Annotated in this window: 13 protein-coding genes; 1 reads left to right on the top strand and 12 read right to left on the bottom strand. The window is 41.1% G+C overall.

Annotated elements, in window-relative coordinates:
• Positions 1 to 25: 25 nt before the first annotated feature.
• From BIV16_RS01640 to BIV16_RS01630, 3 genes are all read right to left on the bottom strand, one after another.
• Positions 26 to 808 (bottom strand): hypothetical protein, encoded by a 783-nt coding sequence (locus tag BIV16_RS01640; RefSeq protein ID WP_083625062.1) that lies wholly within the window; start codon positions 806 to 808, stop codon positions 26 to 28.
• 1465 nt (positions 809 to 2273) lie between these two features.
• Positions 2274 to 4313 (bottom strand): methyl-accepting chemotaxis protein, encoded by a 2040-nt coding sequence (locus BIV16_RS01635; protein WP_075679636.1) that lies wholly within the window; start codon positions 4311 to 4313, stop codon positions 2274 to 2276.
• Between the two features lie 232 nt (positions 4314 to 4545).
• Complete coding sequence (locus tag BIV16_RS01630) at positions 4546 to 5487, bottom strand: phytochelatin synthase family protein (RefSeq protein WP_075679637.1); 942 nt, start codon at positions 5485 to 5487, stop codon at positions 4546 to 4548.
• A gap of 236 nt (positions 5488 to 5723) precedes the next feature.
• On the opposite strand from BIV16_RS01630, the gene BIV16_RS01625 reads away from it, so the two are divergent.
• Positions 5724 to 6245 (top strand): peptidylprolyl isomerase, encoded by a 522-nt coding sequence (locus tag BIV16_RS01625; protein WP_075679638.1) that lies wholly within the window; start codon positions 5724 to 5726, stop codon positions 6243 to 6245.
• A 207-nt stretch (positions 6246 to 6452) separates the two neighbouring features.
• On the opposite strand, the gene BIV16_RS01620 is transcribed toward BIV16_RS01625, so the two are convergent.
• From BIV16_RS01620 to BIV16_RS01580, 9 genes are all read right to left on the bottom strand, one after another.
• Complete coding sequence (locus BIV16_RS01620; protein WP_075679639.1) at positions 6453 to 6962, bottom strand: N-acetyltransferase; 510 nt, start codon at positions 6960 to 6962, stop codon at positions 6453 to 6455.
• Between the two features lie 123 nt (positions 6963 to 7085).
• Positions 7086 to 8105 carry a DUF4179 domain-containing protein gene (locus tag BIV16_RS01615; RefSeq protein WP_083625066.1) on the bottom strand — a complete coding sequence of 340 codons (1020 nt, stop codon included), beginning with the start codon at positions 8103 to 8105 and terminating at the stop codon, positions 7086 to 7088.
• A 111-nt stretch (positions 8106 to 8216) separates the two neighbouring features.
• A complete protein-coding gene (locus BIV16_RS01610) occupies positions 8217 to 8726 on the bottom strand; it encodes an RNA polymerase sigma factor (RefSeq protein WP_075679641.1) in 510 nt (169 codons plus the stop codon).
• A 330-nt stretch (positions 8727 to 9056) separates the two neighbouring features.
• Positions 9057 to 10346: a serine--tRNA ligase gene (gene serS, locus BIV16_RS01605; RefSeq protein ID WP_075679642.1), complete on the bottom strand. Its 1290-nt coding sequence runs from the start codon at positions 10344 to 10346 to the stop codon at positions 9057 to 9059.
• A 392-nt stretch (positions 10347 to 10738) separates the two neighbouring features.
• Positions 10739 to 11908, bottom strand: a complete 1170-nt coding sequence (locus BIV16_RS01600; protein ID WP_242940331.1) for a glycosyltransferase — start codon at positions 11906 to 11908, stop codon at positions 10739 to 10741.
• Positions 11901 to 13154, bottom strand: coding sequence for an ABC transporter permease (locus tag BIV16_RS01595; RefSeq protein ID WP_075679644.1), 1254 nt, complete (start codon positions 13152 to 13154; stop codon positions 11901 to 11903). The genes BIV16_RS01600 and BIV16_RS01595 overlap by 8 nt, the downstream gene beginning before the upstream one ends.
• Before the next feature lie 16 nt (positions 13155 to 13170).
• On the bottom strand, positions 13171 to 14793 hold the full coding sequence (locus BIV16_RS01590) for a biotin/lipoyl-binding protein (protein WP_075679645.1): 1623 nt from the start codon (positions 14791 to 14793) through the stop codon (positions 13171 to 13173).
• Positions 14790 to 15479 carry an ABC transporter ATP-binding protein gene (locus tag BIV16_RS01585; protein WP_075679646.1) on the bottom strand — a complete coding sequence of 230 codons (690 nt, stop codon included), beginning with the start codon at positions 15477 to 15479 and terminating at the stop codon, positions 14790 to 14792. Before BIV16_RS01585 ends, BIV16_RS01590 begins: the two co-directional genes overlap by 4 nt.
• The gene (locus tag BIV16_RS01580; protein WP_075679647.1) at positions 15476 to 16852 is read right to left on the bottom strand and encodes an efflux RND transporter periplasmic adaptor subunit; all 1377 of its coding nucleotides are present in this window, start codon (positions 16850 to 16852) and stop codon (positions 15476 to 15478) included. The genes BIV16_RS01585 and BIV16_RS01580 overlap by 4 nt, the downstream gene beginning before the upstream one ends.
• Between the last annotated feature and the right edge of the window lie 73 nt (positions 16853 to 16925).

Here is a 16925-nt window from a genome sequence, read left to right as displayed (position 1 = left end):
GCGTTTTTTGTCTAAGAAATATTATTTAAAAGTATTCTCGTATCAACCATTCTATTTTTTCGATATCAAGCGGGGTCTTCGACGTCTCATAACTTAAAATAAGGTCAATCGTTGGAATGATTCCATTTCGCAGATAGAGCTTTAGTTTCTCTGTCATCCTGTCCTGATACTCCAATTTGTCTGCCATTCCAAAATGCTCCCAATAATATATCTGTTTCGTTTTTGGATGTCTAATCGTAAAATCCGGGTACAATGTAAATCCCTCAAGTCGTAATGCACACTCATAACGATATGGAATCCCATTTAAAAATAAGGCATTTGCAATTAAAACCTCGGATTTGGAACGAACCATATGCCCTGCAAGCGTCTTATATATTATATTTTCCTTATATTTCGTGTTGTGTGGATACGGCTCCTCCTGCCAGCTATTTGATTGATCCTGCGTATCCTTAAAATAATCCGCTAAAAGAGAAGCATATGCCGGATTCTGTTCCACCAAATCTTTTGATTTTTCTTTTTCCTTTTCATAGAGGTCAGCATATTTTTTCAGTAATAAATACTTCCCTTTCAATTCTTCCAGGCGATAACTGTTATATTTTTTGATTGCCAGTTTTTTCGCATATTCTTCTTCACTTTTCTTAATATAAATTGGATGTGCGCCATTGCTCTTATACCACTTCACATAGGCTCCATTTTGCACACAAAGTAACTTTCCTTCTGGAAGCTTCTCTATTTCCTGTTGCAAGCTTTGGATTTCCTGCTCTAGTACAGCAAGCTCCTTTTTCAAATTATTGTATACCGTATACAAGTACCTCCTTTTTCTTATAGATGATGGATAGCTGTTGCTGGCTTTTGTACTGTAACTCTCTTGGCGGAGCACGATTGTTTTCGTCTTATATACTTTCTTAGGTGGTTTGGAGGCTGGATTTGTCTTACAATTTTCTCAACCTGGTTCCTGGCTGATTTTGTCTTATAATTTTCTAAATTGGATTTCTGGCTGGATTTGTCTTATAATTTTCTAAATTGGATTTGTCTTACAAATTTCTAAACCTGTGACCTGGCTGGCTTTCGTGTAAAACATAATTTGACTTGGGATAAATTTGACCATGTATTGCTACATGAATGATTCCATTGAACTTTCTTGAAATGATACTTTATTATCTGTCAAGAATTGTCTTTTTGTCAAGGGATTTTTTATGTCATTTTCTTGTGTGTCATTTTTTGTGTCTTTTTCTTTTGGGGCATTTTTTTGTGTCTTTTTCTTTTGGGGCATTTTTTTGTGTCATTTCTTATATCGTTTTTCTAGATATCCCTTATGAGCCTATTTTGATACCTTTTCCCATGCGTTTTTTCTTAAATATCTTTTTTATGAACCTTGCTTCCTATCTCCCGCTTTTTCAATTTCCACTTTGAGCCTGGCACTTCATCTAATAGGACTATATTACTAATCTTGACATGGTTTGGATAAATGAATCTAATTTGTGATTTTTTATCCAATTTCCCTTGATTTTGATTGCTCTTAGTTTACATAATATGCATCATTTTACAATAGAAGAAAATAATTAAGAAATTGTCCAAAATAGACTCCTTTTTCAAGAAATTTTTTACAAATTTTTAATGAATGCAATGTCCTTGTAAAAAACGATTATATTGGTTTACATAACAACATGTTTTTCATGCCATTTTGGATAATTTTGAAAATATAGGTTCCTATTGTCCAATCAGATATAATTTGTGATACTTCCTAGAATTTGATATTTTTGCTAACCAGATATCATTCGTGATATTTCCTGAGTTTTGATACTTTTGCTAACCAGATATCATTCGTAATATTTCCTGGGTTTTGATGCTTCTTCCAACTAGATATCATTCGTGATATTTCCTGAAATTTGATACTTTTTCCAACCAGATATCATTCGTGATATTTCCTGGGTTTTGATACTTTGTCCAACTAGGTATGATTTTTGATATTTCCTGAGTTTTGATGCTTCTTCCAACCAGATATCATTCGTGATATTTCCTGAGTTTTGATGCTTCTTCCAACCAGATATGATTTTTGATATTACTAAAAATTTGATATTTTTTAACTGCAAAACCGCCAGCAATGTGCTATTCCTGCAAAACTGAAAATATGTTAACAGTCCAACAGCAGCTTACACACTCTGGCGGTCTTCTCACACTTTTAACTTTTAACTTTTCAAAATTCAGGAAACATGTCTTCCTACAACACAGACAACTGACCTAAAATATTCTAATTTCTTAAATCCTGTTTCCTATTCTAATTTGTATCGTCCAACAACATCATCTAGCGTATGGGAAACCTCTTTTTGCTGTTCTGAGATATCCCCTACATTTTCAACATGGTCGGATACTGTATCGACATTCTCTAAAATAGTAGTACTCTTTTCTGCTGCATCCTGGGAGGCACTCGCAATATTTTGAATTGCAAGATTGACATCTTCCATTGTTGCCTTTAACTGGGAAGCAATATCGGCAAGATAACTTGCAAGGTCCTGGATGCTCTTGGCATCATTTTCATACTGATTGGACGTATCAACAAATGCACGGTAATCCGGTGTAACATTTTGGGAAATAAAATCAATCAGTGCCTTGGAATCTGAAGACAATACTTCCACCGATTCTTTTACTTTTGCAACCGTAGCCTGAATACTTGTTACCGTATTGCTGGTCTGATTTGCAAGATTTCCAATCTCACCTGCTACAACCGCAAAGCCTTTTCCTTGTTCTCCTGCTCTTGCAGCCTCAATGGACGCATTTAAGGATAAAAGGTTAATCTGCTCCGCAATTTCTGAAATAGCATCTGCCATAGTTCCGATTTCGTTTACAACCTTGGAATTCTCGATACTTGATTCGAGACGTTTCTCATATTGCTTGCTTAAATCCATTGCCTTGTCAAAATTTTCATTCGACTCTTTTCCAATCATCCTTGCACGTTCCATGATTTCCTTAGACATTTCTTCACTTTCAGATGCCTTTCTGGCAAGATTGGTAACCGTTTCTTTTACCTCTGTGACAGAAGCGGTCAATTCTTCCGTTGTCGCACTGTTATCCATCATTGCACTGCTGATAATCTGAATGGAATGGTTAATCTCATCAAAGCTTTCCTCCAATTCAGATACTGCCTGTTTTAACGTATCACAGTTAAAACCAACTGTCTTGGAATTGTAAGAAATCTGCTGCATCTCATCACGATTTGACAAAAGCATTTCATTTAATGCCTCTGTCATCTGTGCGACTTCATCTTTGCCTTTTACTTTCATCGGCTCTATGGAGAAATCTCCGCCAGCCATCTTTCTTGACATATCTTTTACTTCTGCAATCGAATTTGCAATCTTTTTCGCTGAAAGGAAAATCACAAGTGCACAGACGATAATCGTGATAATACTTACTACAATAGAAGATTTCACAAGTCCTTCCATTGATTGTGAAACTTCACTTCGTTCCATACTGACAAGTAAAATCCAGTTGTACTCCGGTATTTTTTCAAAATAAGTTCGGTAGGCTACCCCATCTTTCTTACTTAAAAAACTGCCGAAATCGTTTGCAAGAATCTGTTTGGCATCCGCTTTATAGAGACCTCCCTTTTCTTCTGCAATATTCGTCGTTGTTACTTTATCCGGATCACTATTGGTTAAATAAACACCTTCCTCATTGATTAATACCGCTTTTCCGGTATCTCCTATCTTGACATTGTCTACAAGTGACTGGATTCCACTCATATCCACATCAGTGTTTACCGCACCAATAAATTTACCAGAATGGTCATAAATTGGTTCTACATAGGAAATCATGAGTTTTCCATAGGTTTCATCCACATATGGGTCTGTATAATAGTACGTATTTGTGTCCTTTACTGCAACGTACCATTCTGTCCCTGTATATTCAAAATCTCCAAGTTCCACTTTGCTTACTTTTCCATCGGACTCTCCCATGTATGAAAAAACACTCTGTTCTCCCTGAAAGTATCCTGGTTCAATAAAAAATCCCATTGCGGAAATCAGTTCATTGTTTGTGATTTCCTGTTCCATAATGTTGTCATATTTGCTAAGATCCTGCGCATCTCCAATAGTCTGTCCGATTGCAAGTGCTACATCCTTCGTGTCTCTCTCATAAGTCTCCATGCTTGCACAAATCTCATTCGAATTTGCCTTCAATGTCTGCATCATCCGCTCTGATATCTCATCACCAATTGTTCTTACCGAAAAGAAACTGCAGATTGCCACCAGACATAGCAGCCCCAAAACCATAACCGGCAAAATCATACTAAGTAATTTTGTTGAAATTTTTTTCATATGCATCATCTCCTGCGTTTTTGTCAATATATCACTTTTTTGTAACATCTCTGTGATTCTGATTCAAGATTTTCTTCGAAAATGGGATTTATTTTGCCGAGAATTTCTATTGCGATTCCATGATTTTACATAAATTTTACTTTATTTTTACACAAAAAATATTATTTCCATGCCTTTTATAAAAAGAAATATTGCATAGCCATTTCCTATAAAGCAAAAAAATGAGCCCCCCTTACGGAGCAACCCATTCATTTTCAATTCCATTGTGTAACCAGGTATTGTTCGCCTCATCATAGCTGTCTACACGCAGATACTGGTACTGGCTTGACGTTTTCAATGCATCATAAATATAACGCAGCGGCACCCAGGTTCTGTTTTTCTCCGGGCCGCCAGGCTCCGTCAAAAAGACTTCATCCGTTTCTTCATTATAAAGCCAGATGTTGACATAATGACCGCTTGTCTTTTTCCAAAACGTATCATCATTGTAACTGCTGACCAGCACAATTGCCGTCTGCGCCTCTTTGATCTGACTCTGAAACGCTTCATATGTTTCCGGTTTGTAGTACAGGTCACAGTCAAACCCACATTTTTGCAAGGTCACCTTCATCTCACCCCAGCCGATTGCACCGCTTTTCTTGCTTGGATAATAACCGGTCACCTGTGTCGCATACTCAAACATATCGTACGGAGAACAGGTATAATCGGTCAGCGTGCTGTAAATATTCGCCATACAGACAAGTCCACAGCCAAAGCCTCCAAAATAATGACCTTTCACATATTTTAAACACCATTCACCAGACCACGGCAGTCTGCTCTCCCAGGATTTCGGCCCCTGTAAAAAAGAATAGACGTCCTCCTCTTGCAACGCATTTTCGGATTCTAATGCTGCTGCCACCAAAAGCTTCTGGTTCGCTTTTACCGTCGCAAGCTCTGTCCGTTCAAATTCCGCACAGGCTCCCGCATAAAGACCTGTCTCCAATTTATTTATATTTGTAGTTACATTCTGTTTATCAAACTTTGCCTGCTGCATTCTCGCCCCCTGGAAAAGAATACAAAAGGCCAAGCCTAAAAGTATCGCGCTTCGAATGTTCTTTTTCCTCATTCTATAACCCTTTCTCGCTACGTGTACCTTATCTTTACCTTTTTCTATGCTACCATCTGTTTCCTGTTTCATCAAGTATCTTCTCCTGGAAAATTTCTTAATTTTTGCTAATTGATATGAGGCAAAAGGGACAAGCACTGCTTTTCTTATCGCCAGCCTGCCTTTCAGAAATATTGCGACCTTAAAAACGGAACATTCGAAAATTTTTCTAAAATAAGGGCTAGATACTTTACGAGTTCCCATTTTTCCGATACAATAGTGAAATGCAGAATATTTTCTGTAAAATCAAGATAGAAAGAGGTAACAATATGGCACAGAATCCAGTTATTACAATTGAAATGGAAAATGGCGATGTGATGAAGGCTGAACTTTATCCTGAAATCGCACCAAATACAGTAAACAACTTTATCAGCTTAGTAAACAAGGGCTTTTACGATGGATTAATCTTCCACCGTGTCATCAAAGGCTTTATGATTCAGGGCGGATGTCCGGATGGAACCGGAATGGGCGGCCCTGGCTATGATATCAAGGGTGAATTCAACCAGAATGGTTTCCAGAATGATTTAAAACATACCGAAGGTGTGTTGTCTATGGCAAGAGCAATGCATCCTGATTCTGCAGGAAGCCAGTTCTTTATCATGCATAAGAACTCTCCACACTTAGACGGTGCTTATGCAGCATTCGGAAAAATCACAGACGGAATGGACGTTGTCAACAAAATCGCAGAGACCACAACGGATTACTCTGACCGTCCAGTCGTTCCTCAGGTGATGAAAAAAGTAACTGTTGAGACTTTCGGTGTGGAATATCCAGAACCAGAGAAATGTTAATTTTCTAACAATGTTTCAGGGAACTTTTTGTGTTTCCTATTGAAAAAGAGCGTTCCCCCTAGAAGCATTCAGGCTTCCCTGGAGAGCGCTCTTTCAATGAACGACAATGCATCGCTTTTAGTGCAAGAAAAATCACCACCTCGTAACCGATGGGGATTACCTGGAATATTATGTGGCAGATAACTTTACTGCCAAAGATATCTCTTCTTACGTTACCGAAATTTCAGTGCGGGTTGTCCCAGCCTTTTCGTAGGCGACCCGCGGTGAACCGTCTGCAACATAGATGGTTCCACATTCTAAGAAACCATTCTTTTGAATGAGATGGCGCATAATTTTGTTATTCTCATGCGTATCAATTCGAAGATGGTTTCTCTTTTTCTCACAAAATGAGACAATCTGGTGAAACACGCCATGCTTTGTGCCGTCTGTCGCCACGCGATGAATGGTTCCATACTCCGTCTCAGACTTCCACGCACCGTTTTCGATACGTTCATAGGTCGGGTCTTTTTCTATTATAAAAGCAAACACACCGCAGACCTGACCATTCTCTTCCACCACATACAGTTGTCCTTTTTCCATATCTTTCTTTAAGACATCAACTGCCGGTGAATGGTCTCCCCACTGTGTCGGGTTTCCCGTCTGTTTCATAAAATTTCTGGCATATTCATAAATGCGTAAAATCTGCTGGAAATCTTCCTGCGCTGCATTTCGTATCATTTGGTTTTCTCCTGTTTTCTTCCTTATGCAGACAGTATAACTCTTTTTCATAAGAAATTCTAGCCTTCTTATGGTTTCTCCAAAGTCCAGACTCAAAAACCAAATACTTGAAGAGACATTTTTTTATGGTAATTCCACCGTCACAAACTCTGCTCCCGGTGTCACCCGGAGTAACAGTGCCTGCACCTCGTCCGGCTCTATCACACGGTCAAATGCACTTATGACATAAGCTGCTGTTCTACTCTCGTCCGTATAAGAACTCATTCCGCCATCTCCAAGATAGGGAAGTCTGGTTCCGTCTTTCAAGACAACGCCGCAAAATGCCGGCACGCCATTTTCATCCCCGGATGTCTCCACCTCTCCATTTACCGAATAATGAATTTCGATAGAAACAGGAGAAAGTTCCACAGAATCTACCGTAAATACGGAATCTGCAATCCGGCTGTCTAATGTAATCTCTTCAGATGCCTTCTGGTCTGGCAGTGTCAATATAAAATTCCAACTTCCTGCAACACCCTCTGCATAGTCTGCTTTTTCAACCGTACCCATGTTTGTAAAATCAACATGTAATTTTTTACCAAGTAAGCTGTCACCTATCTCAGAAGAAAATGCACGAATCACATATTCTAAGTTTCCATCCTCATCGACATAATGTGAAATTAAGTTTCCATCATCGGTATACGCTAACTCGCTTCCGTCTTCGTAAACCGGCTCCGCATTTTCATTTGACACAATTCCGTCATAGAAGCCACCGTCCATGTTCAAAGCATTCTCATCCTCTCCATCCAGATAAACGTCCACACTTTCAAATCCCGGCTCTGCATCTTCTGCAATCGGATATCCTTCCACCAGAAATGACAGGTAAACCATATTTCCATCGGTAATCACGGTATCCGGTTTTACCGTAATGCCGCTTTCTGTCACTGCAAGGCTCTCATAGTCCTCCTTGGCATTGTAAACCTCGGCAACCCCCTGTGCTGTCAGGTTCTGCTGCTGGGTATCGTCTGCCTGAATGGCTCCCTGCGTTCCTCTGCCCCAGTGATAATGTACGGCTGCCCCCGCTGTGACTGTTCCTGCTGCCACAACACAGACACATGCTGCTACCGCTGCCTTATTCTGCCAAATCTTTTTTTGTTTTCTCATGGTTTTTCCCTCCGTCTGAATCTGGCAAAGGGTATCCGCAATCCTTTTTTCCGCAATATCCGGAATCTCTACTTCCTCTGAAAAAATTGTTTTCTTTTCCGTTTTCCTGCCTCACTTTCCATAAAAAACTGCCAGTTTTTCTCTTCCACGCTGTAACCTTGTCTGCACCGTGCTCACCGGTATATGTAACAATGCCGCAATCTCCGCGGTTTTATAACCGCCCTCATAAAATAAAATCAGCACATTCCGATATCGTTCCTCTAAAACAGATAACATTTCTTTCCACTTTACATTTAACTGATCCGTCGGTAAGGCTTCCGGTTCGGCGTACTCCTCAAAGTTCGTCGTCCGCATCTTCCATTTCCGGATATCATAGCAGTGGTTAATCAAAATCCTTGTCATCCAGGTCTTAAAGTATTTATCCTTTCGCAGGGAATCTATTTTTTCCCAGCAAGTTAAAATCGTATCCCCAATAGCGTCCGCCGCATCTTCATCGTTTAGCAGAATCGCGTAGGCTACTTTATACATATCTGTCTTATAAAAGTGAATCAGCTCTGAAAAAGCATCCGCGTCTTTTCCCTTCGCCTTTTTTACAAGTGCTGTTATTTCTCTACTTTGCATTTATGCAATTCCTCCTGTGCGCGCACATCTAAGATTCCGAAAAAGCGTCCTTTTTGTTCCTCTTACACTTATTAGACCCGGAAAATGGAAAAATAATCTCATGCTTTAAAAAAATTTTTAACTGTGGGCGATTACGAAACGAACCTCCGTTTTCTCTCCCACATAAAAAAGATTCCCGCGAAGCTTTTTGTGTAATAGGAACGAAGTTTCCTATTACACAAAAGAAAAAGCTCTGGCATGCCAGAGCTCTTTCAAGTTATAAACATAGTTATATTCTTCTGCGATATCCACGGATATCGGAATATTTTCTTTCCTTATCCACAAATCCTTTTATTTATTTGGGATTAATTTTTCTTTTCCACCCATATATGGCTGAAGTGCTTTTGGAATGTTTACACTTCCATCCTCGTTTAAGTTGTTCTCAAGGAAAGCGATTAACATACGAGGTGGTGCAACAACCGTGTTGTTTAAGGTGTGTGCAAAGTATTTGTTTCCATCTTTTCCTTTGACACGAATCTTTAATCTTCTTGCCTGTGCATCCCCTAAGTTAGAGCAGCTGCCAACTTCGAAGTATTTCTTCTGTCTTGGAGACCATGCTTCTACATCACAGGATTTTACCTTTAAGTCAGCAAGGTCACCGGAACAGCACTCTAAAGTACGAACCGGGATGTCTAAACTTCTGAATAAATCTACGGTGTTCTGCCATAATTTGTCATACCACATCTTGGATTCTTCCGGTTTGCAGACAACAATCATTTCCTGTTTCTCGAACTGGTGGATACGGTATACACCACGCTCCTCGATACCGTGTGCACCTTTTTCCTTACGGAAACATGGAGAGTAGGAAGTCAATGTGTATGGCAATTTTTCTTCTTCATGGATGGTATCGATGAATTTACCAATCATGGAATGTTCGGATGTACCGATTAAGTAGAGGTCTTCGCCCTCGATTTTGTACATCATGGCATCCATCTCGTCGAAACTCATAACGCCGGTTACCACGTTAGAACGAATCATGAACGGTGGGATGCAGTATGTGAATCCACGGTCAATCATGAAATCTCTCGCATAGGAGATGACTGCAGAATGAAGTCTTGCGATGTCACCCATTAAGTAGTAGAATCCGTTACCTGCTACTTTTCCTGCTGCGTCAAGGTCGATTCCGTCGAATCTTTCCATAATATCGGTGTGATATGGAACCTCAAAATCAGGCACTGCCGGCTCACCGAATTTTTCAATTTCCACGTTGCAGGAATCATCTTTTCCGATTGGAACGGATGGATCGATGATGTTTGGAATCGTCATCATAATTTTTGTGATTTTTTCCTGTAATTCTTTCTCTTTTGCTTCTAATTCAGCAAGACGTGCTGCGTTTGCACTAACCTGTGCTTTTACTTCCTCAGCCTCATCCTTCTTGCCCTGACCCATTAACATACCAATCTGCTTGGATAATGTGTTACGGCTTGCACGGAGGTCGTCCGCTTCCTGTTTTGTTTTTCTTGCATCAGCATCTAATGCGATTACCTCATCTACTAATGGTAATTTCTGATCCTGGAATTTGTTTTTGATGTTCTGTTTTACTACTTCTGGATTTTCTCTTAAAAATTTCAAATCGATCATAATACGTAACCTTACCTTTCCTTGACAGTGTTAAAACACTGCTTTCGTAATTTTGTATACACAAAAAGCCTTCCGCCCTCTGTGTGTTCTACACATGGGACGAAAGGCTGTATCTTCCGCGTTGCCACCCATATTGTCCTGTTCTTCTCCTCCGGCAAAAATTCTCCTTCGCAAAAGACTTAAGACCTCTCAAACGTACGATAAAGGGTACGACCCTCGTGGCTTTCACCACCGACTAAGAAAGTGGAAAAATTGCTCCTCTGTGCCGGTTCACACCACCCACCAGCTCTCTGTCACAGCCTTACAATCGTAGCTTTCCTCAACGTCAACTCTGTGTAATCTCTTACACTCTTTTGTCATTATAGCTTGATTTTTTCCAAAATGCAAGTATCTTATTCGTCTTGCATCCATTCTGCAAGTTTTCTTGCTCTCGCCACCCAGGTATGCTCTTTTTCGACAATCTCTTTTCCACGTGTCACTGCCTTTTCGCGAAGTTCATCCTCGGTGAGCAATCTCTTTACCAGCTGTGGCAATTGTTCGATTTCCTGCAATTTGTAGTAAAACACACCCTCTTGTTCTTTCAGTGTCTCGAGGAGATATTTACTTTCATCCGACACACAGACCGTTCCATTTAAGATGGAAGTAAACACACGATCATGCGCACCGTCCTTAAACCACGGCATCACATTAAGCGAAACCTTTGCCTTTTTCACCAGTTCCAGGCAGGTTTTCGAATCTGTCTGTGGATGAATCACCAGATTTTCAGGGCATTTCACCGGCAGCTTCTCCCAGCCTTTTCCAACCACATCCACCGTAACGCCTGCATCCACAAGTGTCTGAACTGCCTTTCCACGCCAGTAATTACGCACATATAGGTCAATGAAAATCATCTTATGAAGTGCGCCGCGCAAATCCCAGATGGTGTTTTCCCCCATTTCACGCTCGCAGTGCTCAAGTGCCACTTCTTCCACCGTCGCATCTGTTCTTACAAGCAGTTCATCTATGATTCCCTGATAAAAGGCTGCATATTCATCATTAATCCAGTGAATATAAGGTGTAAAAAACGGAAGTTCCGTGTAATTTCCCAATATAATTACATCCGTAGTTTTATCACAGGCATCCTCTGAACCCTCAAACTGATTTCCCGCCAACGGCAAAAATCCAAGGCTTCGAAACTCCGGGTAGAACTTCTCAAAGTATTCCTGATGCATTCTGTCAATGCTGATATGAAAATATTTTTTCGGAAGATTCTGTAATCTCTCATGGTAAAAATAAGGATGATCCGCCGCAATATTATAACAAGGCATCTGGTATTCTTCCCACAAATACCCGATGCCTTCCTTGTAAACACCCTCTTCCTGCTCAAGTCCTTGAAAATTAAACGTCACAAGCGCTGTCTGCCCTGTCTTTATGAATTTCCGAACCTTTTTTGCACTTGAAGGTGCATTTTTTAAATCAAAGTAAAACACCGCATAGCCGAGGCGCTCGAACTCTGCTCCCATTTGTTTTGCAAAATATTCGAGCGTCTCAACACCGCCGGTGGTTAACACAAGTTTATTCATGTCGCAGTGCATCGATTGGGTTTAAGTTTGCTGCCTTGTAGGATGGGAAAACTCCAAAGACAATTCCGATTACCATCGAAAATACAACGGCACCTACTGCTGCCGGAATACTGATGGCAACTGGTGTTGCGCTGACATAGGAAATAATTTTTGCCAGAATAATACCAACGATTACACCGATAAGTCCACCCATACTTGTAAGAACTGCTGCTTCTGTCAGAAACTGATTTAAAATTTTGGACTTTCTTGCACCGATTGCCTTTTTCAAGCCAATCTCCTGTGTACGCTCTGTCACGGATACCAGCATGATATTCATGACACCGATACCTCCGACAATCAGGGAAATTCCTGCAATCCAGATTAACATTGTGTTCGTGGAACTGCTTAATTCCTGAATCTGCTGTGCCTGCTCCATCAAATCCTGCGCTTTGTACTGAATGGTATCATCACTGACCGTCAGATAACCATTTAACAGGTTTGCACAAGCTTTTCCTGCGCTTGTCATGTCATCTGCGCTTGCCACCTTTAGCACAACATTCTGAGGTTCGTCATACTGATAGGTAATGCACCAGGTTGCGTCTGGAATATAAACACTTCCTGCTGTATCCTGGCTGTATGTGTAATAATCTTCTATCGAATTGATGACCGGATGAAATTCTTTTGCCTTTTTTACAACTCCTACCACGGTGTATGGCTCTTTTTGAATCTCGATGGTCTGTCCGACCGGGTCTTCCCCGTCAAACAGGACATTTGCCGAATCCTCGTCTAAGATTGCTACCTTGCGGTATTTGGTGTAATCATCCTCCACAAACGCTCTTCCCTCTGTCACAAGGAAATTGCAGGTGGAAAAATAACTGGTGTCAATCCCTTTGACGTAGCCACCGGATAACGATGTATTTAAGCGGTACACACCGTCATAATCCTGTCTGGATAGATAACGGGAAACGCTTTCTACCGCATCAATCTTAGAAATCTCCTCCATCACATCATCGGAAATAAGTGGAACACCGGATGGAATTCCATTGTATTCCATCTCATACGTCCAATCTCCCTGATACAAGGAAACTTCCACTGTGTTTTCTCCGGAACCAACCAGATTCTGTTTAATTTGTTCGTTTGTTCCTTTTATTGTAGAAACAATTGCAATAATAGCTGCAATTCCGATAATAATTCCAAGCATTGTCAGGAAAGAACGCATCTTATGCGACCAGATTCCCTGAAATGACAATCTGATATTTTCAAACATTGTATTCCCCCTCTGATTAATAGTACATATTTGACGCCTCTGTTACACTCGCGCCCTCTACTGCGTTCTTGCCATATGGAAAAGCGATTCTGTCATCCATACTTAAGCCCGATGTAATCTCTACTGCGGAACCATAAATCGTTTTTCCGGTTGTCACATAGCGTTTTTCCAACTTGTCGTCCTCATTTGCAACCATCACGTAAGACTTACCGTCTTCCTCTCTTACATAAGCCTTTTCTATATAAATTGCATCCGAAGAATCCGCCCCTGTCGTAATGGAAAGATCCAGATATTCACCATTTTTTAATCCGGTGGTATCTTCAATGTATGCCGTATACTGGTAATAGGAAGCATTGGAATTGCCATCCCCATAATAACCATCACTCTCCTGTGGGTAGTCTGCAATTTCTGTAATAACTGCTTCAAAGGACATGCCACTCTCCCAGGAACTTGCTGTAACAACGGTTCCAACTCCTACCTGATCAAGTAATAATTCGCTGACTGCTCCCGTCACATAGAGACCATCGGAACCGGATACCACTAAAAATGCGGTTCCATCATTCACATATTCATCCGGGTCTGAAGCTGTTTTTACAACACCGGCAACTGTCGCATATATGGTTCCATCATCCGATGTCTGTTTTAAACTTTCTAATTCTAACTGTGCTTTTCTTTTCTTGATATCAAGCGTTTTTAAGGTTGCCTGCTGTTTTGCAATCTCTTTTGCAAGCTCATCTGCCGTATAGCCTTCCGGCTCTACCCATTCCTCAACGACAGGTTCCTCTGGCAGCACTTCATCATTTCCGGATTCTGTGCTATCCCCAGTATCCTCTGCCTTATCATGTGTCGCAATGTAATATTTGGCATCTGCATCATAGGAAGCTGTCAGATACGCACCGTTTACCGTCCAGGATGTAATGACATTTCCTGTTGGTATGTCTCCTTGTCTGACCTCAAAAACTGCTGTTGTATGATTCTGCATCAACGCATTTAAATAACTTCCTGTCACATAGGCATCCTGTGTGCAAAGGAACTGGTAAGGCTTTGTCACGCCATCCGGCGCATCTGCCTGATTACTTGGCACACTGCTTTCCGTCACATAATGGAATGCCCCTGTTTCACTTTGTTCCGGTCCGGCCGGTGTGTTATCCGGCTGTGGTGTCACGTCTGGCTGTGGCGTCACATCTGGCGTTGGAACTACATTCGTATTTGTATCAGCCGGTTTTGTCTTGTTGACCGGAGTCGTATTTTTTAACGTATCCAGATTGTGCTGTGCAATTGCAATATCATTATCAATTGTGCTGATATCCAGTTCCTTTTGCTTTATCTGGATTCCAACTTCTGCCGTATCGTACGCCATCAGAGGATCTCCGACTGCAACCGTATCTCCTTCTTTTACAAAAACTTCCGACACGGTCTTGGAGTCCGACAGATAAATCTCCTGTGAGGAATCATTCGTGACCATTCCTGAACTTGTGTTCTCGTCTCCCCAATATCCGTAGGAAAGATTGGAAACCTGCTGTACTTCTACCACTGCATTCTTTTTCTGATAAGATTTATATCCGAGGATTCCCCCCGTCGTGGCACCGCCTAAAATCACAACGGTAAGAAGAATCGCAACCACTTTTTTCATTTTCATGATGCTTCCTCCTCTCCGTCGCCCTCATGTATAACGCCGTCAATAATTCGGATGACACGCTTTGCATGCGCCGCTATCTTTGGATCATGGGTAATCATCACGATGGTAACACCTTCGTCATTTAATTTTTGAAAAAGTTCCATGACCTGCGCTCCTGATTTCTGATCCAGGGCTCCTGTCGGTTCATCTGCCAGTAAAATCTTTGGATTGTTCACAATCGCTCTCGCAATCGCTACTCTTTGTTTCTGACCACCGGACAGCTGTGTCGGTTTAAAGTCAATACGTTCTCCTAATCCCACACGCTCTAACGCTTTCTTGGCACGCTCCCGGCGCTCCTTTTTCTTTATGCCTGCATAGCTTAATGGGAGGGAAACATTTTCGGCTGCACTCTCCCTTGGCATCAGATGGAAGCTCTGGAACACAAAACCGATTTCACGGAGTCGTAAATCGGATAACTCCTTATCTTTTAAACTTGAAACATCCTGTCCTGCAAGCTCATACGTTCCACTTGTGGCCTTATCCAGACATCCAATAATGTTCATTAAGGTTGTTTTACCGGAACCGGATGGTCCCATGATTGCCACATATTCGCCTTCTTCCACCTGAAACGACACATCTTTTAAAACTGGTACTACCAGTTTATCCTGTTGATAATCTTTAAAAATATTCTGCAAATTTAAAATCATTCAGACACCTCCGCATCCTCTGATTCTGTATCTGGAACCACACCAAAATCTTCATCCAGATGCTCATCGATTCCCGTCTCGGTAGCCGGATACATAGTGTCATCTCCTAACGTACCTTCATCGTAAACCGGTGTACCATCCTCTAACATCTGGGTATCTGCGGATTCCGAATAGAGTGGAGAGGAATAGTCAACCTCTTCCGCATTATATACAGTTGTAACTCCCTCATACAAACCTGGCATTGGATATGCAATGTAATCATCCTCGGTAAGTCCAGACACAATCTGGTATTCATCGAGGTTCTCATCATACTCTCCAAGCTCTACCACACGTTTTTCTAGTTTTCCTTTTCCATTGTCAGCCCATACATAAGGATCTCCATCGTCCATCACAAGATAATAGCTGTATAACCAGATTCCTTCTTTTGGCTCATCCTGCCCCTCATCCAGTTCTACATAAACATGCTGTCCTAAAATAAGACCGTCCGCAGAATCTAACTGTACATAGAACGGATATTTGGATGCACTCTGTGAGCTGCTGTCAGAAGAACTTGAGACATACATGGAATTATTGTTGCCACTCTCCGGGTTCTCGGTATCAATCTTGGAAATGCTTCCACTCCAGGTTGTATCATCTACTCTGGAACGGATAATCACGGTCTGTCCTTCCGATAATGTCCAGACATTCTGCTCATCCACACTTCCTTTGATACGGTAATCACCAGTCTCTAAGACGGTCATAAATGGTACTGTATTACCGTTGCTGTCTACCTGTTTTTCATTGATTGTCTTGACAACACCATCCACCTTGCTCTCCACTGAAGAATCCTCAATCTGTTTCTGGTATTTCTCAATCTCTAGCTGCTTGCTCTCCATATTGTATTTGCTCTGCTGAATGTTATTCTGTAAGGTCTGAATCTGTGTTGTATATTCAAATTTATCAGCATCTGCCGCTTTATCACGGTCCGCAGAAAGTGATGCAATCTGACTGTTATAATTGTCAATCTCATCCTGCATTCCCTCTAACTCTAACTTTGCCTGTTTAATCTGTGTTGACAAATCACTCGTATCATAGGTAAGAAGTACATCGCCCTTCTTCACTTCATCTCCTACCTCAACGTTGATTTCCTTCACCGCTTTCTCAGAATCCACTTTTACTTCATAGGTATCCTGTGACTCGACAACACCATTGTATCGATTCGAGATACCTGTGTACTGTTTCATCATGTCCGCAACCGATTCCACATAAACCTTGTCCTCGGATGAACCACCGCCGCTGCTAAGCTTATTTTTCAAAAAATAGCCTCCAACACATACGGCTGCAACCACTACTACTATCACCCCAATTATGACTCCTGCTTTCTTCTTGCTCATAAATCTCCTCCAACATTTTTTTGCGGTTATTCAAAAAGAATGAACGTAACCATAGTTACGTTCATTCTATCAT

Source organism: Roseburia sp. 831b, from assembly GCF_001940165.2.
Lineage (GTDB): Bacteria > Bacillota > Clostridia > Lachnospirales > Lachnospiraceae > Roseburia.
Note: the sequence above shows the minus strand (reverse complement) of the source record. Positions and strands in the feature narration are given on the sequence as shown.